Here is a 16,397-nt window from a genome sequence, read left to right as displayed (position 1 = left end):
GGCCGTGGAAGCGCAGGTGGGCGACCGCTCTGGAGTCCGGGTGGCGCGCGACTCCGATTGTGCGCGACGGCCCCGGCCTCGTCCCGCACCACGACCGAAGCCCTCTACGACGTCCCCCGACTGGATCGCCCTACTCGAAGTCGCTGAAGTCGTCGTCCCCGTAGTGGTTGTTCACGACCGTTTCCGGTTTGTCGCCGCTCATCGCCTCGTTCAGGAGTGCGCCGCCGACCAGACCGGCTGCGCCGGCGCCGATCAGCGCGCCGGCGCCGAAGCGGCGCCCGCCCTGCTGCTGCGGGCCCGTGTCCTGGGCCGGGTATCCCTGCTGCTGGGGGCCCGTGTTCTGAAACGGATAGCCCTGCTGAGGGTAGCCGGGTGCCTGCGCGTATTCACCCTGCGGATAACCCGGCTGGTATGGGCTGTAGTAGGGCGGCGGGGTGGTCTGTACGCGCTGCGCGCAGGCGCCGCACACCTGCACAGGGCGGGACACGCCCCACTGGGGTGACCAGGTCACGGTCGTGGCGCCGGGGCCGTGGACCGGGTCGAAGAAGCACGTCATGGAAGATCTCCCTGTTGCTCGTGATGGTGCGGTGGACCGGCGGCTTCAGGCATCAGTCACGGTCGGCGTCCGCGCGGGCGGCGCACGCCGTGGCCAGGGCGACGCTCGGCACATCGGCTACAGCAGATCCGAGAAGTGACGGTGGCGTCGCCGGCAGGCACCCGAGAGGCGGGATTCAGCCATGTGGCCGCACCGCCGTATGCGGATGCCCCGACACGGAGAAGGCTTCCCGCCGCCCTCAGCCGCCGTTGCCACTCGCCGTTGTCATGGTCCCAGTGTCCGGGACCGAAGATCGGGAACCCATCCGGCAGTCGGCCGGTTCGCCCCCGCCGGTCGGCTGGGCACCACCCGCCGGGTGGGGGAATGAACTGCCCCGGTTTCGTAGAACACAGTGATCTTGTTTCCGACGTAGGTGGCCCCGCAAGGTGCCCTTTGCGTAAGCGATTTAGCCGACGTCTGCTCAATGTGTGGTGCAGACCATTTGAAATGCGTCTCGCCATTTGAGGAGAACGGGCGGCAGGAGGGCTCGCGTGGTGCGCGAATACCCCCGAGAAGGTCACTTCACCTGCACTTAGGGCATGCAGGGGGCACGCCACCCTCAAGTTGGACTAGACAACAAAGAACCCCCGGGTCTCTGACCTGGGGGTCTGTCGTGGAGCGGGTGACGAGAATCGAACTCGCGCTCTCAGCTTGGGAAGCGACGGCGCTTGGATGGCTGTGTAGGCCCTGACCTGGGGATACGTCGTCTCCCGCTTGGGTTCGAGAGCTGGCTTCGCCCCGCTGTTCACCGTGGTTGTCCGCTCTTATGGGCACGCGTTGGGCACGAACCCGTGCGAGGACGCTGTGCGGGGGCTCGACTGCTCCGTTGCGGCGCTGCACCTGCGGGTGCGGGATGTCCCCCGACATGTCGGCTTGCAGATGCACAGTCCGTCCATCCACTTCCTCAAGCCCGCCGACCGCGTCCGCATCGAGGACAGCCCAGCGGAGTGGGAGTTCTGTGCGGTCGGTGCCGCGCCGGGCGACGGGCCGGACGGCTCCCGCTACCCACCGTCGGCGGTCGGCTGACCGGCCGCCAGTCGCGTTGCGCCCTGGCCGCCGTTCCGGCCCGACGACGTGATCGTCACCCGGTGCGGGGCGGCCGAGAAAATTCTCGCGGGCCGGGGGCAACCTTTCAGGGGGCGTTGGCAACTGGGTGTTGTCCGGACCGGGTGGTCCGGTCAGAGGCAACGTCTGAAAGAGAGCACCGAAATGTTTCCTCGTCCATCCGCGTCGTCGGAGGCGTCGCGCGTCGGCGGTCGCGCCCACCGTCGGCGCCGTGGTCGCCTGTCGTTCCGCTCAGCCGTTCCGGGGCGACGGCAGGGGCACCGCGGCCGTCGGTTGTACCAGCGTCGGAGTTTCTGGGCGGCCGTCGGTCTGGCTGTCGTGGGCGGCTCCGTGGCCGTGGTCAACACGGCCTCGGCGGGAGTCGTGGACACGAAGGGCTGGTACGTGCTGGTCAACCGCAACAGCGGCGAGGTGCTGGACGGCCTCTCCTACGCCACGTACGACGGTGCGGCGGTGGTGCAGTGGGGCCGTAACGGCGGGGTCAACCAGCAGTGGAGGTTCATCGACTCGGGTGACGGGAACTACCGGCTGCAGAACCGGAACTCCGGCAAGGTGCTGGACGACTACGGCTGGTCGAAGACCGCCGGCTCCGCCATGGTGCAGTGGCGCGACCACAATGGCGCCAACCAGCAGTTCCACCTGGAGAAGTCGTCGGACGGCTACGTGCGTCTGATCAACCGCTTCAGTGGCATGGCCGTAGAGGTCCAGAAGGGCTCCAAGGCCGACGGGGGCCGCGTCGCCCAGAACCGCGACAGCGGCGGCGCCAACCAGCAGTGGAAGCTCGTCCCGGCCGGGAGCACGGGCAGCACCGGCACGACCCCCGCGACGGGCGGCAGCGCTCCCGCAAGCCAGGCGCCGAGCGGCACGCGACCGTCGTCGCCGTCGTCTCCCGCGGCCGGTGGCGGCAGCTCGGCGAAACGCTTCATGGGCAGTAGCACGGTGTTCGTCGGCGGGTCGATGTCCGACGCCTCGGCGGCGGCCGCGCCGTTCGACGTGCGGTACGCCTATGTGCACAGCCAGCCCGCGCCCTCGTCGGCCTACTACTCGGCATCGCGTTGCCAGGCCGCGTGGTCGAGCTGGTGGGGCTGCTGGACTGGCAGCACCACGGCACCGGGCACGTACGTGACCTATCGGGACGCCCAGGCGGCCCAGGCGACGTACAAGGGCAGCCCACGCCCGCAGAAGATGCTCTGGACCTGGTACTCGCTGCGCGACCTCGGGGATGCGGCAGGCCAGGGCGACGGTCCCGGCGAGGTCGTGGCCATCAACAGGGTGGACCTGCTCACCCGGTACATGAACGACTACCGCTTCTTCCTCCAGAAGATCGGCAACTCGCACGACATGATCGACCTTGAACCAGATTTCTGGGGCTACGTCCGGTCGCTCGGCGATCCGCACAAGGTTCCCGCGCAGGTCTCGGGCGCGAATCCGACGGACTGCGGATCACAGGAGAACAGCGCCGCCGGACTCTCCCGCTGCCTGATCTCGATGGCCCACAAGTACGCGCCGCACACGGCCCTGGGGCTCCACCTCACCTGCTGGGACTGGCAGAACAACACCCAGGGATGCGTCAAGGACTACGCGAGCCTCGGGGCACAGAACGCCGACTTCCTGGTCACCGACGTGTCGGACCGCGACGCAGGCTGGTACGCGCAGGCGGCCCACGGCGGCCGTGACACCTTCTGGACCGACCAGAAGGCCGCCGCCGCGCTCAGGTTCTACAAGACGATGGCCGAGTCCGTGGGCAAGCCGGTGGTCCTGTGGCAGATCCCCGTGGGCAACATGGCGCAGAACAACACCCTCAACCACTACAAGGACGACAAGGTGGACTGGTTCTTCGCGCACATGAACCAGGTGGCGAACGCGCATGTCGCCGGCCTGCTGTTCGGTCCGGGGCAGCAGGAACAGACATCGGTCGAGACCGACGGCGGAAACCTGATCAGCAAGACCATCGCCTATCACAACTCGGGCGGTACAGCGCTCAAGTAGACGCACACAGCCGGTCGGCCCGCCCGACGGAGCCGCGTTCATCCCCTCCGTCACGCCGAGGACTCCTCGGCTTGTGCCGACCGGCTGCTCGCCCCGGCCACGCAGCCGGCCCGGTACCGGCAGCAACGGGCGGACCACGGCCCACTCCCCGTCCGCCATATCGGTCGGATACCGGCGCTCACGCACCGGATTGTCGGCGTCGTTCCCGAACCGGTGAGTCAAACAGGCACACCCAGGGGTGACCGAACGGGACTGCCCGGCCATCGACACGGAAGACTGCGACGCCTGGGGAAGCGGCATTCGGTGCAGGTCGCCTTCGCGGAAGGCGGCATCTGGCAGGCACAGCGCGATCTTGCCGCCCCGTCTCTCGGCGGCCGGGGCTCCTCGCGATCAACGTCCCTCAAGCTGAGGCGCACCGAGGTAGATCAGGGAGAACGGGCCCCGGCTGGCTGCCGGGGCCCGTTCTCCTTTCCGTGCCGCCGAGGGGACCCCACGTGCCCCTCAGTTGGCGGCTCCCCGTGACCTGGCGGGGTGGTTTGCGTGCGTGATGTGTGCTGGTGTCACTCAGCTCGCGCTGAAGGCGCTGGTGCCCTCGGGGGTGCCCCAGCCGGTCGGGCCGTCGTAGCCGGGCCCGGCGGTGCAGAAGTACGACGTGGCGCAGGTGCCGTTGCTGCCGCTGGTCACGTCGTTGAGGGCGGTGGTGCCGGCCTTGGCGTACGGGTACTGGGCCGGGTAGTCGCTGCTGCCCGGGGTGCCGGCGAGGGCGTAGACCGAGGCGATGATCGGCGAGGAGGCGCTGGTGCCGCCGTAGGTGTTCCAGCCGCTCGCCTGGTAGGTGTCGTAGACGGAGACGCCGGTGGCGGGGTCGGCGACCGCGGAGACGTCGGCGATCATGCGGGTGGAGCAGCCGCTGTCGGTCTGCCAGCTGGGCTTGGGGTCGTTGGCGGAGCAGCCGGAGCCGGTGCCCTCGGTGCTGGAGGTGTGCCAGACGGACTCGGTCCAGCCGCGGCTGCTGGAGTCCTTGGACAGGGCGGTGCCGCCGACGGCGGTGACGTACTGGGAGGCGGCCGGGTACTCGGCGCCGTAGGCGCTGTCACCCGCGCTGGCGGTGATGGCGACGCCCGGGTGGTTGTAGTACTCGGAGTCGTACGTCGTGTCGGAGGAGGACTCGGCGCCGCCGTAGCTGTTGGAGACGAACTTGGCGCCGAGGGAGACGGCCTCGTTCACCGCGGTGCCGAGGTCGGCCTCGGAGGCCGACTTGGCCTCGACGAGGAGGATGTTGCAGTTCGGGCAGACCGCGCTGACCATGTCGAGGTCGAGGGACTCCTCACCGGCCCAGCCGCTGTCGGCGGTGGGGAGGTTGGACGACGAGCCGTCCTGGCCGACCTTGCTGAAGCAGCCGCTGTCGCTGGTGCAGGCAGGGAGGCCGTACTGCGAACGGTAGGTCGCGAGGTCGGACTCGGCGTTCGGATCGTCGAAGGCGTCGACGATGGCGACGGTCTCGCCGGAGCCGTTGGAGGAGGCCGCGGAGGTCAGGCCGTAGGCCGACTGGATGTCCGAGGGGCCGTATCCGGTGGGGGTGGCGGAGGAGGCGTTCGGCTTGATGGTCTTGGGCGTGACGCCCTTGAGGGCGGCCTGCTTCTCCATGAAGGCGGTGGTGCCGCCGGTGACACGGAGCGCGTTGCAGGCGGCGTAGCCCTTCTTCGGGGTGGCGCCACATGCCGGCGTGTACTGCACGTGGGCCTTGGCGACCTGGGCGGCGATCGCCTTGGAGCTCACCTTGTGGCTCGTGCCGGTGGTGCTCGCGCTGGCGTGGGCGGCGGTGCCGAGTCCGGCGATGACGAGCGCGGCGGTGGCCGCTGCTGCTGAGCCGACGCGGCGCCATCTGCCGCGTATGTGGGGGGAGTTGGGGGTGGTCGTACGCAAGGTACAGCCTCCTGGAAGTGGTGGACAGAGGCGTGCGGGTGTGGGGGTCCACCGATGGGTGACCGGTGGGGGCGGCGGCCCGCAACGACCATCGCTTTGTTGAGTACGCAACAACAAGAAGCGTTGCGGAATCCTGACTGGCGCATTACTCAAGGGGGTTGCGTACTTACCGATCAATGAGTGAAGGATGGGCGTTGACTGGCTGAAACTTGACCCTGCGCGCGGTGGGCGCGCGGACCTGCGCTACGCGCGTCAAGCAGCGCGCCCGAACCCGTTCGGCTATCGGGGGTCGAGGTATGCCCGAGGGTTTTGCGTGGCAAGTTCGTTTACGTCATCACCGGATCGGCGTCATCGTGCAGAGCCTCAGGCGCGGCGACGGTGATCAGGGCCGCGCCCAACGCGAGCTTCGTGTGTGAGCGGAAGGCACAGCATCTGCTGGACTGAGCGTCACGCTGCCGAGCCCGGTAAGTGTCTGACCAGGAAAACCCAGACCGAGCATGATTACGGATCACCCCCGTGACGATCTCGCAGGCCGTCGTAATCCTGCTCACAGTGATGGCCCTGGCCCTCGCGTCATGGGAGTGCCGGGCCTCCCGGCGACTCCTCGCCCGCGATCCCGCTGGGGAGGATGATTCAGATGCCTTCCGCCGCCACATGCGCGATGACGCGCCTGATGTATTCCTCGCGGTGCCGAAGCAGTTCAGCGCTGATGAGGATGCGGTTTCCGCTGACGGGGAGGAACAGGGTGCCGGTGATGGGCAGCGCGGTCACCTTGAGCCGGAATCCACCGAGGCGATTACCGGTGGTCCTCTCGTACTCGCGCACGGCATCCCTCATGCGCGGAGCACCCCGCCCAGGGCGGCTTGCGCTCGCGACCTCGCGTTTGCGTTCGGCGCTCCACAGGCGGACGGCATCGCGGTTGTCCTCGACGATGCGGCCCAGCAGACCGCCCGGAGACAAGGGAACCGCCGATTCGTCCTGCTCCGAGGCTGCCAGTGCGCGTTCCCACCAATGTAGCCAATCGGCGTCAATGCCTTTGTCACTGTGCACAGTTGATTCGACGGCCAGGCTCGGCTGCGTCACGACTGCCGGTAGGCCCAGCGGGTCACGGATGCCGAGCGCGTCGCGGACTGCCAGGGCAGCGGCCAGGTGGTAGGAGTACCCCAGGGCCACTTCCCACGGCGCGCTCGACACCGATCCCATGAGTCTTCCTTTGTCTCAGACGATCTCTGCGCTGTCGGTGGGACCGCCGCTTGAGGCAGATGTCGCCGTCCCACAGGAGCGCGTCGCTGGAGGGGGAGACCCCCGCGGACTCCCAACCGGGTCCGCCGGCGTTCGCGTCCCACTCGCCCTCCCAGGACGAATCCAGCGCCAGCCCGCCACCCCACGAGTAGGTGTCCGAACCGTAGTCGTCGGACCTGCTCGCCTGCCAGTGGTGGGCGACCGCGTCTTCGTCGAGATCGAACCCCGTCTGGATCTCCATGTTGTAGCCGCCGACGGGATGTATCCAGATGTACGAGTCGCCGCAGTCCCCTTCGACGACGTCGTCGGGGTGGACCTTCGCGCGGTACGGACTCCCGTCGGGGCTGGTCGCCTTGGGAGTCGGTACCGCGTGCTGGCTGCCCTCGGGTGCGGTGACGACCTTGAAGCCGTGGGCTTTCGCGAGCTTCGCATGCACCCCGGTCACTGTCGACAGGGGAAGCTCAGTCGACGCACGGCCGGGGTTCCTCGGCATGTGGTTGTCGCTCAGCAGGTGGGGTTGCCCACGCCGTAAGCCGCTCGTCCGCGTGTCGGCAGACTGCGCCTGATGGCGATCACGGTGGACCAGGCAGGTCAGCGCTGCAGGGTGAGGAGGCCAGGCCGCCACGGCAGTTGGTCGTAGGGGCCGCTCGCGGTGGGGGACTTGCCCTGGTAGAGGAACTGCAGGTTGCAGGGGTCGATGGTCATGGTCTGGTCGGGGTTGTTGCGGACCAGGTCACCGTGGCTGATGTCGTTGGTCCAGGTGGCGCCGCTGTTGGCCTTGCCCGCGAAGGGGTTGCTCTCGCTGGCGGCCTGCGGGGTCCACGGACCGTCCAGGCTGGAGGCCGTGAAGGAGCGGAAGTAGCGCTGCTCGTTCGCACCCCGCGCCTCAACGATCATGAGGTACTGGTTCTGCCCCTGGACCTTGTAGACCTGGGGCGCCTCGAACAGGTTCTTCGTCGTGTCGCTCATGACCGTCGTGTACGACGAGCCGAAGTTGCCCGGGAAGTTCCCGATCGGCATGCTCGCCCGGTAGATCTTGCCGTTGTCACCGGCGAAGAAGAGGTACATGTTCTGGCCGTCACCGATCAGGGTCTGGTCGATCGGGGCGGCGCCGGGGATGCTGCCGGTGAACAGCGGCTGCGGCGCGGACCAGCCGTTGGGGTTCGTGGGGTCGCTGGAGGTGCGGTAGACGAAGGGCGCCGCACCCCACTGGGACGCCAGCACCCAGATGTTCTTGGGCGCGAAGTAGAACAGCGTGGGCGCCACCGCGGTCTGGCTCATCCCGGTCTGGCCGGCCGACGCCATGTCCGACCAGTTCGTGAAGGGTGCGAACGCCATCGAGCCGTACGACGATCCCGACACCTTCGACGCGTAGACCAGGTGCTTGCCGTTGTAGACCACGTCGGTGAAGTCCTTCACCGCGGCCCATCCGTTCGCCGGCTGTGCCAGCGCACCCGTCGACGTCCACCGGTACGTCGACGGAAGCGCACACGCGGCGCGCGTCGACGCGGCCGACCTGAGGTTCCAGTGCTGGTTGGCGCCGCCGGCCGAGTCCCGGATCTGGACGGGGGTGCCGTTGGCGGTCTGGCCGCCGGGGATCTCCAGTGCCCGGCCGCTGGCGACGTTCGTGAGTGTGTAGGAGCCGTCGCTGTTGTGGCCGGCTCGCCAGCGCTGGTGGGCGCCGCCGTTCGAGTCCCAGACCTGCGTCCTTGTTCCGTTGCCTGTCTGGTTGGCCGGCTCGTCCAGTACCCGGCCGCTGGCGACGTTGGTCAGCGTGTAGGAGCCGTCGCTGTTGCGGCCGGCCCGCCACTGCTGGTTGGAGGCACCGCTGGCGTCCCACACCTGGAGCGGGGTGCCGTTGGCGTTGTATCCGGCGGGCTCGTCGAGAACGCGTCCCGCGGCCACGTCGGAGAGCGTGTAGACCGCGCCGGAGGTGATGCCGCCTGCGTCCGGCGTGCCGCCGCTGCTGCCGCTGGCACCGCCCAGGGCGGTGAGCGCCGCGCTGTAGGCGGGCTTCTTGTTGCCGCCCGCGTCGAACAGCAGCGGGTTCTCACCCGTGCGCCAGGAGTCGCTGTCGCGGATGCCCCACACCGTGATGCCCGTGCAGCGGGCGACGTTCATGCACGCCTGGACAGCGTTGGCATACGCCGCCGGCGACGCCTGGGCGATGTCGAGTTCGGTGATCTGGACGTCCACGCCGAGTGCGGCGAAGTTGGACAGGGTGGTCCGGAAGCTTGCCGGGGGGCCGCCGGCGCCGAAGTGGCTCTGGAAGCCGACGCAGTCGATGGGTACGCCGCGCGCCTTGAAGTCCTTGACCATGTTGTAGACGCCCTGGGTCTTGGCGTCGGACCAGTTCTCGATGTTGTAGTCGTTGTAGCAGAGCTTGGCCGAGGGATCCGCGGCCCGCGCGGTGCGGAACGCCTCCTCGATGAAGCCGTTGCCCAGCACGTTCTGGAAGACCGAGCTGCGGTGCTGACCACTGCCGCCGTCGGCGAAGGCTTCGTTGACCACGTCCCAGGCGTAGATCTTGCCCTTGTAGTGGCTCATCTCGGTGGTGATGTGGTTGTCCATCACGCTGCGCAGCGTGTTCGGGTCGTTGATCGACCTGACCCAGGCGGGCAGCTGCGAGTGCCACACCAGGGTGTGGCCGCGCATCCGCTGCCCGTGCGCGGTGGCGTGACCGACGATCTGGTCGCCCGGCCCGAAGTTGAAGTTGCCGCGGGAGGGTTCGGTGGTGTCCCACTTCATCTCGTTCTCCGGGGTGATCATGTTGAATTCCCGGTCGAGAATCGTGGAGTACGTCGAGTCCCCGAGCCTGCCCGAAGCCACGGCCGTACCGAAGTAGCGGCCACTGCCGGCCGCCGCAGCGGCCAGGGTCGGCGTCCCGGTCTTCGACGTGTGGGCGGCCTGGGCGACCAGCGGCACGGCGGCACCCGCGGCGGCGAGGACCACGGCGGCGGCGAGCACACGGCGGGTTGCCGGACGACGGCGATGAGAACGGTTCTGATCTGACAACGGCATGTCCTTCTGGCACAACGGGCCTTGATCCGGCCCTGGTTACCCGCCAGTTGCCGCCACGTGCACAAAGGTTGCCGTGATCGAGGGAGGAATTTCCACGCGGCTCTCCTCGACCATCGAGCTGTGCGGCAAGGGACTCGCCCCCTTGCCGCACAGCGGCGTTCACCGGGTCGGGACGAACCCTCCCCGGACCGACGCGGAGCCGCCCGTACCCTGCGCGTCGACGCGGTAGCCGTCGCCCGCGGCACTGCGCACGCCGGTGGCGTGGTTGAACTGGGCGGCGAACTCAAAGCTCCCGGCCGGCACAGTCACGCCCGGCTTGAGGACCCAGCGGTAGACCAGCGTGCCGCCGGCCTCCTGAGCGGTGACGGTGAAGTCAGCACTCGGCAGCGTCTGCCAGGTGCCGGTGTTCCGCACCCCGCCGGTCTGCACGATCCGCATCTCGATCGTGAGCGAGGTGAGCGGCTGGGTCGTCTTGAGAGCGAGGTTGCTCTGTGTCCAGTAGACGGTGCTGTGCGGGTCCACCGAGCCGGCCGACCGCAGTGCCCCGTTCTGGCTCTCGCCGGCGGCCGGCGATGGACTGGTGACCGGCGCAGTTGGGCGCGAGCTGCCCGGGGTGGTGGCCGGGGCCGGCGCGACAGGGGCGGGGCGGGCCGATGTCGGGTGCGGGGAGCCGGCGGTCGGGGACGGGGTGGCAGGCGTGGTCACGGTGGGCGACGGCGACGAGTGCGCGACGATGGCGGCGACGGCGAGGCCGCCGGTCGCCAGGATGCCGGTGGCGGCGAGCCCGGCGAGCGCGACCCTGGTACCGGACCTCGCGAACGGCCGCGCGCGGTGACGGACGGTGGGGCCGGCCATGCCGCGTTGCACCCGGGCCAGCATCGTCGCACGGTCGGGCCGGTGGGCCTCGGCGGCCTCGCGCAGCCGACGGGCGATCTCCTCGTTCACCGGTTCCTCCTCCCTGCCACCAGGTCCCCGACCGCTCGCGCGCCAAGAATCCTTTCCAGCTCGGCCATTCCCTTCGAGGTCTGGCTCTTCACCGTACCGACCGATATGCCCAGCGCCACCGCCGTGTCCTTCTCCGACAGATCGAAGGCGTGCCGCAGCACCACGCAGGCGCGCTTGCGGAACGGCAGCCGGGCGAGCGCCGCGCGGACGTCCAGCACGGCCGCCATGTCCGGCCCCTCCACCTTCTGGGGGCTGCGGGACCAGAAGAGTGTGATCCGGAGTCGCTCGCGCACCGCGCTGCGGATCCGTCCGCGCGCCAGGTTGGCCACCACACCGCGGGCGTAGGCGAGCGGGTGGTCGGCCTGCCGCAACCGGTCCCAGCGTTGCCACAGGGCGACCAGGGCATCCGCCGCGAGGTCGTCCGCCGCGTCGGCCTCGCCGGTCAGCAGGTGTGCTAGACGGGCGAGTTCGGCATAGTGGCGTTCGAAGAATTCGTGGAACTCCGCGGACGCGTCGTCGAGGACCATCCCCCGGTCGCCCTCTCCTGGCAATGATGTGCGCGTTGGTTGCGCGTTTAACAATGGGGCGCAGCCTAACAGCGCCCAGCCCGGGATTCGAACGGCGCTCGCGCTCGGTTGTGGGCCGGTGAAGGCTGACCGGCCGGCTGGTCAATGCCGGGCGAACTGGACGCCGGTCGGCTGCGCGACGTCCGGCCGCACGGCGATGCCGTCGACGGTCAGCTGCTCCCCGTAGACGTCGGTGATCCTGAGCGCCCCGCCACAGCCGGTGCCATCGGCGGACAGGAAGTAGCAGTCGGTGCGGGACAGCCGCCGACAGCCGCCGACGGTCCGCACCTCCAGCGCGGCCACCGGGTTCCGGTGGCCGATCACCTGGATCCCGCACCACCACTTGGTGGACCCGGTCTTGTACCGGATGGCGATCGTGCACGGTCGCCCGCGCATCTGCGGCGGGCGCGTCGGCTGCCCGCCCGGCACCGGTTTCGCTCCCGGTGAGGACGGTCAGGGCCAGGCAGAACCAACGCACCGACGGCCAGTAGCCCCAAGGGAATGCCCATGACCAGTCCGCGCCTGCGCCACGGTTGTGGCGCGGCGTGCTTCGTTGCCCTCATGCCCGTCCATCCGGTAGTTCGACTCGGCCTTCCGGCTCCCAGTTGCCGCAGGGGACGAGAAGGTTGCCGCCCCGACGCCGATTTCTCGGCGACCGGTGCACGGCACGAAAGGGATCTGAAGAACATCGGATTCGGCGGCAACCTTTCCGTCCCGGGCGGCCACTCAGGGGTGCACCAAGCAAGGCGGGCGCAGTCAGTTGCGCCACGCCGCCCGTCTCCACGCACTCCGATCGGGAGCCCCAACGTGTCACCTGACGACCCGACAACCACCGAGCAGCCGATGCCTCGGGGCCGTACGCACCGCCGTAGCCGAACGCGCCGCCACATCGTGGCGGGGACGGTGGCGGCCCTGCTGGCCGGGGCCGGCGCGGGCGTCCTGGCGCTCAGCGCGAACGCCGCGCCGACCGTGGACATCACGGTGGATGCCGGTACCTCTCTGGGCACGCTGCCCAGCACCGCTGTCGGCCTCAACACGGCGGTCTACGACTCGCACCTGAACGACACCACAGCGTCGGCGCTGATGAAGGCCGCCGGGGTCCGGCAGCTGCGCTATCCCGGTGGCTCCTACGCGGACGCCTACCACTGGAAGACCCACACCCTCGAAGACGGCGGCTGGGTCGCGCCCGGTACCGACTTCGACCACTTCATGGCCACCGCGAAGAGGGTTGGCGCCCAGCCGATCATCACCGCCAACTACGGTTCCGGCACGCCCCAGGAGGCCGCCGACTGGGTCAAGTACGCCAATGTCGACAAGGGCTACGGCGTGAAGTACTGGGAGATCGGCAACGAGGTCTCCGGCAACGGGTACTACGGCAGCAAATGGGAGGTCGACAAGCACGCGGACAAAAGCCCCAGGGAGTACGCGAAGAACCTCCTCGCCTACGCGAAGGCGATGAAGGCCGTGGACCCGAAGGTGAAGATCGGAGCGGTGCTCAACACTCCGGGATCCTGGCCGGACGGGGCGAAGGCCCCGGGCGACACCGCCGACTGGAACCACACCGTGCTCGCCATCGCCGGCAAGTCGATCGACTTCGCGATCATCCACTCGTACCCGAGCGCTTCCAGCACGGCGGACCTGCTGAACTCCCCCGCCCAGATCGCGGGTGTCACCTCCGCGGTGCGCTCGCTGCTCAACACGTACGCGGGTGCGCACGCCGCCTCGGTCGAGATCGCGGTCACCGAGACCGACAGCACCCAGTCGCCGGCCAACACCAGCCAGGCCGCAGCCCTGTTCGCGTCGGACACGTACATGAACTGGCTCGAACACGGCGCCGTCAACGTCGACTGGTGGGACCTGCACAACGGCATGGGCAAGGCACCCACCACCGTGGGCGGCGAGACCGACTACCTGGACCAGGGCGTGCTCTCCAGCGGAAGCTGCGCCGGCGGGCACTGCGAACCGGCGCGTGAGACGCCCTTCCCCACCTACTGGGGCATCCGCTCGCTGACCGCGCTGGCCAGGCCCGGCGACACCATGGTCAAGGCGTCCTCCGCCAAGCAGTCGGTCGCCGTGCACGCGGTGCGCAGCAGGGACGGCGGCCTGAACGTCATGCTGATCAACAAGGACCCGCAGAACACGGCGCAGGTGTCGCTCTCCTACAAGGGATACACCCCGGCCCCAGGGACGGTCAGGACCGTTTCGTACACCAAGGGCGGTACCGCCCTGACCACGGCGACGCGGGGAACGGCAGCTGCACAGAAGCTGCCCCCGTACTCGATCACGACGCTCCAGCTGAAGCCCGCGTCGGCGGCCACCAGCACCAGCACCCCGTCTCCTGCCCCCACGCCGACCGCCGCTGCGCCGGTTGCCTCCGCCTCAGGCACGATCGGTACCCGAGCGCAGGCCACGGCGGCCGGCGCACCTCTCGGCCGGCCGGACCGGAGCAACCCGGCCGGCGGCCTGGCTTCCACCGGGATGAGCAACGCCGTCACCTACAGCGCCGTCGGCGGCCTGCTGGCCATAGCCGCCGGCTCCGTCCTGGTGCTTCGCCAACGCCGCAGCAGGGCCTCGCACGCAAGGTGAACCCCCGCCGGCGGCCGAGGGCCCGGCAGCACCGCCATCCATGGCGTGCATGCCGGACCGTCGGCCGCCGCCGATGCCGATGCCGACGGAGGCTGGCGGCCAGGCCACCGCTCACGCCGGCCAGGGCTGTCCCGGCCCCGACCCGCGTCACGCACGGGAGAGTTGCTCGCGCACCCATGCAGGATCGGGGTTGGTGTGCGGCTGGCCCGCCAAGATGACGGTTGGCACGGTTTCGTTGCCGTCGTTGGCCGCCCTCACCGCTGCGGCTCCAGCCGGGTTGCGCCAGATGTCGACCCAGTGCGCCTGGCGGGCGCTACGGCCCAACCGGTGCGCAGTCGCATGCAGTACTTGCAGCCGGGTCGCCAGAAGACGACCGGCCGGCCGTCGAACGCGCTGCGGCGTTGTGCCCCGGCCTTCCTGACCGCTCCTGCCGCCGGCGCCGACCAGGACCGGCCCATCGGCCCACTCCACCCCAGCCGCACCAACACACCTGTCCCAGTGACCGTCCCGGAGATCCGCGACCTTCTCGCCGCCGTCTTCACCACTCCGGTCACGTGCACAGCCAGGCTGCTGCACTGGTCCAACTGGCGCAGATAACACCAGGCCGCAGCCCGACGCTGTCACTACCAACGACGATCCGCCGACGAACTCACCAGACAGATCACGAGACCGCACTGGAGTACTGGGGAGGAGCATCGACAGAGCCGGAGCCGCTGATTGTGTCCGTCGCCTGTATGACGGCCAGGAACTGCCGGGCCGCCGGCCCATCGCGCGGGGAGTGCGGGGCCGGGCGGCACCCCTCGGCGGTCAGGCCCCCGGGTGCAGTCCGAGCCAGCCGGGGCTCGGGTCGCCCTTGACCTCGCCGAAGTACAGGGCGAAGGTCTGCTTCCAGCGCTCCACCTCGGCGCGGTCGGCCATGAACTTCGGGAAGCCGTCCAGGTGGCCGTTGGGGTACTCCCAGATGGGCTTCAGACCACCCTGGGGAGTGATGTCGGTGCGCACCGACCAGCCGTTGAAGGATTGCTGCTGCACCTCGGCAGACAGCTGCCAGTTGAGGTAGAGCTTGGCGGCCGTCGGGTTCTTGGCCTGCTTCAGGATGGCCGCGCGCTGACCCCAGCTCATGAACGGGTGCCCGTCGGCGATCACCCACGTCGACGGGGACGAGGACGAGGGGACTGCCGAGCCCGAGGTGCCGACGCCGATCGCCTTCTGCCCGGCGGAGACGGCGACCCCCGGCGAGTTGCTGCCCCGGGCGAACTGCACGTCCTGGGCAGCCAGCTTGGCGATCCAGTCCCAGCCGTAGGTCCGGGTGTACAGCGTGTAGAGATACAGGGCGGCGTCGTCGTCGTGCGGGCACGAGGAGGCGATCTCGCCCTTCCACTTCGGGCCGACCAGGTCGAGCGGGTTGCGGGGCGCGTCCGAGCCCACGGCCGCCTTTCCGTACAGGAAGCTGAACGCGCTCACCCTGACGGCTATCCACGCGCCCTGTGGGTCCTTGAACGCGTCGTACAGCTTTGAGAACCCGGCGGGCTTGTAGGGCAGCAGCCGGCCATGCCAGCATTCGCCTGCACCGACAGCGATTCATCGATTGCCGCCTCGACGGGAACGCGGATCGGATGCTTGCGAGCCGCCCGCTCGAACTCCTTGGCGAGCTCTCGCTGCATCTTCTCGATGGCGTTCCTGTCGATGTTGAAACTGGCCATCCGCGGCCTCCGTTCCTGACGCTGCCCGGGAAGCGTAGCGAGCCCCACTGACAACGCGCCTGTGACCGCCGGGGCCCGGCCGGCTGACGTGTGTCTAACGCGTTGCGCCTTGGCTCCTCCCTGCCGCACGCGGGCTCCCGGGGTGAACGGCGGCTTTGCCAAAGCGATTTCAGACATACCCCGACGGAGTGTGACGCAGGTCACGCGAAATGCGTCTCGCCATTTGAGACGATCTGGGGCTGACGTGGCCGAAGTGGCATTCGACCACCTCTGCAGTGACCCCTCGTCCTCGACTTAGGGCACGCGGAGGGCACGACACCCGCAAATTGGATTAGACAACAAACAAACCCCAGGCCACTGACCTGGGGTTTCTCTCTGGAGCGGGTGACGAGAATCGAACTCGCGCTCTCAGCTTGGGAAGCTGATGTTCTACCATTAAACTACACCCGCGTAAGTACGGACATGATCCTCGCGGAGGTGCTGTCCGGACACTTGCTCACTGTACATCATCGCAGACCCCTGGTGCCCTGGCCCTGGGGTCTGAGTGTGTTTCAGGGGCGGGATCCGGCTGCGGGCGGGCCGAGTTGGGGCGTACCGTGAAGGCCTGGCGGAGGGGTCGGGTGAGGCCGGAGTGCCGCCTGGAGGGTCGTCTCTTTGATCCCGTAATGTGGCTTTTGTCGTCAGGGCGCGGTAAGCCCGACGAGGCTCTTGGGGAAGGGACTTAAGGGACTTGATGGAACGCACCGTCGTCCGCTGTGC

General features: G+C 69.0%; 11 protein-coding genes, 1 tRNA gene and 3 pseudogenes. 4 read left to right on the top strand and 11 right to left on the bottom strand.

Translation table 11 applies throughout. The features are described 5' to 3' along the window. Positions 1-130 precede the first annotated feature (130 nt). Positions 131-556 (bottom strand): hypothetical protein, encoded by a 426-nt coding sequence (locus AB0L75_RS05295; RefSeq protein WP_365175524.1) that lies wholly within the window; start codon positions 554-556, stop codon positions 131-133. Positions 557-1,468: 912 nt separating this feature from the next. Between AB0L75_RS05295 and AB0L75_RS05290 the strand changes: the two genes are divergently transcribed. Together AB0L75_RS05290 and AB0L75_RS05285 are read left to right on the top strand one after the other, a co-directional pair. Next, positions 1,469-1,621 carry a hypothetical protein gene (locus AB0L75_RS05290; protein ID WP_365175522.1) on the top strand — a complete coding sequence of 51 codons (153 nt, stop codon included), beginning with the start codon at positions 1,469-1,471 and terminating at the stop codon, positions 1,619-1,621. Between the two features lie 357 nt (positions 1,622-1,978). After that, the gene (locus AB0L75_RS05285; protein WP_365175520.1) at positions 1,979-3,649 is read left to right on the top strand and encodes an RICIN domain-containing protein; all 1,671 of its coding nucleotides are present in this window, start codon (positions 1,979-1,981) and stop codon (positions 3,647-3,649) included. A 564-nt stretch (positions 3,650-4,213) separates the two neighbouring features. On the opposite strand, the gene AB0L75_RS05280 is transcribed toward AB0L75_RS05285, so the two are convergent. The 6 genes and pseudogenes from AB0L75_RS05280 to AB0L75_RS05255 all read right to left on the bottom strand — a co-directional run. Beyond that, a complete protein-coding gene (locus AB0L75_RS05280) occupies positions 4,214-5,575 on the bottom strand; it encodes a peptidase S8 (RefSeq protein ID WP_365175518.1) in 1,362 nt (453 codons plus the stop codon). 633 nt (positions 5,576-6,208) lie between these two features. After that, positions 6,209-6,778, bottom strand: coding sequence for a hypothetical protein (locus tag AB0L75_RS05275; RefSeq protein WP_365175516.1), 570 nt, complete (start codon positions 6,776-6,778; stop codon positions 6,209-6,211). Positions 6,779-7,408: 630 nt separating this feature from the next. Continuing rightward, positions 7,409-9,838: a non-reducing end alpha-L-arabinofuranosidase family hydrolase gene (locus tag AB0L75_RS05270; protein ID WP_365175514.1), complete on the bottom strand. Its 2,430-nt coding sequence runs from the start codon at positions 9,836-9,838 to the stop codon at positions 7,409-7,411. A gap of 159 nt (positions 9,839-9,997) precedes the next feature. Beyond that, positions 9,998-10,783 carry a hypothetical protein gene (locus tag AB0L75_RS05265; RefSeq protein ID WP_365175512.1) on the bottom strand — a complete coding sequence of 262 codons (786 nt, stop codon included), beginning with the start codon at positions 10,781-10,783 and terminating at the stop codon, positions 9,998-10,000. Continuing rightward, positions 10,780-11,310 carry a SigE family RNA polymerase sigma factor gene (locus AB0L75_RS05260; RefSeq protein WP_365175510.1) on the bottom strand — a complete coding sequence of 177 codons (531 nt, stop codon included), beginning with the start codon at positions 11,308-11,310 and terminating at the stop codon, positions 10,780-10,782. The genes AB0L75_RS05265 and AB0L75_RS05260 overlap by 4 nt, the downstream gene beginning before the upstream one ends. A 141-nt stretch (positions 11,311-11,451) precedes the next feature. Beyond that, a pseudogene (locus AB0L75_RS05255) lies at positions 11,452-11,727 on the bottom strand (hypothetical protein); the annotation flags it as partial. A 429-nt stretch (positions 11,728-12,156) separates the two neighbouring features. On the opposite strand from AB0L75_RS05255, the gene AB0L75_RS05250 reads away from it, so the two are divergent. Further along, a complete protein-coding gene (locus AB0L75_RS05250) occupies positions 12,157-13,935 on the top strand; it encodes an LPXTG cell wall anchor domain-containing protein (RefSeq protein ID WP_365175508.1) in 1,779 nt (592 codons plus the stop codon). A gap of 147 nt (positions 13,936-14,082) precedes the next feature. Here AB0L75_RS05250 and AB0L75_RS05245 read toward each other — a convergent pair. After that, positions 14,083-14,342 (bottom strand): annotated as a pseudogene (locus AB0L75_RS05245) (glutaredoxin domain-containing protein); the annotation flags it as partial. On the opposite strand from AB0L75_RS05245, the gene AB0L75_RS05240 reads away from it, so the two are divergent. Then, positions 14,275-14,532, top strand: a complete 258-nt coding sequence (locus tag AB0L75_RS05240; protein WP_365176488.1) for a hypothetical protein — start codon at positions 14,275-14,277, stop codon at positions 14,530-14,532. The pseudogene AB0L75_RS05245 and the gene AB0L75_RS05240 sit on opposite strands and share 68 nt — an antisense overlap. Positions 14,533-14,742: 210 nt before the next feature. Here the strand turns inward: AB0L75_RS05240 and AB0L75_RS05235 are convergent. From AB0L75_RS05235 to AB0L75_RS05225, 3 genes and pseudogenes are all read right to left on the bottom strand, one after another. After that, positions 14,743-15,486 (bottom strand): annotated as a pseudogene (locus tag AB0L75_RS05235) (ABC transporter substrate-binding protein); the annotation flags it as partial. Then, complete coding sequence (locus AB0L75_RS05230) at positions 15,408-15,638, bottom strand: hypothetical protein (protein WP_365175506.1); 231 nt, start codon at positions 15,636-15,638, stop codon at positions 15,408-15,410. The pseudogene AB0L75_RS05235 and the gene AB0L75_RS05230, both read right to left, overlap by 79 nt. A 376-nt stretch (positions 15,639-16,014) precedes the next feature. After that, a tRNA-Gly gene (locus tag AB0L75_RS05225) sits at positions 16,015-16,088 on the bottom strand. Positions 16,089-16,397: the final 309 nt, after the last annotated feature.

Source organism: Streptomyces sp. NPDC052101 (genome assembly GCF_040680235.1).
Taxonomy (GTDB): domain Bacteria; phylum Actinomycetota; class Actinomycetes; order Streptomycetales; family Streptomycetaceae; genus Streptomyces.
The sequence above is the reverse complement of the archived record's forward strand: the minus strand, read 5'-3'. Positions and strand labels throughout refer to the sequence as shown.

What these genes read in the sequence shown, in the direction of transcription:
- AB0L75_RS05230 (WP_365175506.1), bottom strand. Translation starts at nt 15,638, where the DNA reads ATGGCCAGTTTCAACATCGACAGGAACGCCATCGAGAAGATGCAGCGA.
- AB0L75_RS05295 (WP_365175524.1), bottom strand. Translation starts at nt 556, where the DNA reads ATGACGTGCTTCTTCGACCCGGTCCACGGCCCCGGCGCCACGACCGTG.
- AB0L75_RS05275 (WP_365175516.1), bottom strand. Translation starts at nt 6,778, where the DNA reads ATGGGATCGGTGTCGAGCGCGCCGTGGGAAGTGGCCCTGGGGTACTCC.
- AB0L75_RS05240 (WP_365176488.1), top strand. Translation starts at nt 14,275, where the DNA reads ATGCAGTACTTGCAGCCGGGTCGCCAGAAGACGACCGGCCGGCCGTCG.
- AB0L75_RS05260 (WP_365175510.1), bottom strand. Translation starts at nt 11,310, where the DNA reads ATGGTCCTCGACGACGCGTCCGCGGAGTTCCACGAATTCTTCGAACGC.
- AB0L75_RS05270 (WP_365175514.1), bottom strand. Translation starts at nt 9,838, where the DNA reads ATGCCGTTGTCAGATCAGAACCGTTCTCATCGCCGTCGTCCGGCAACC.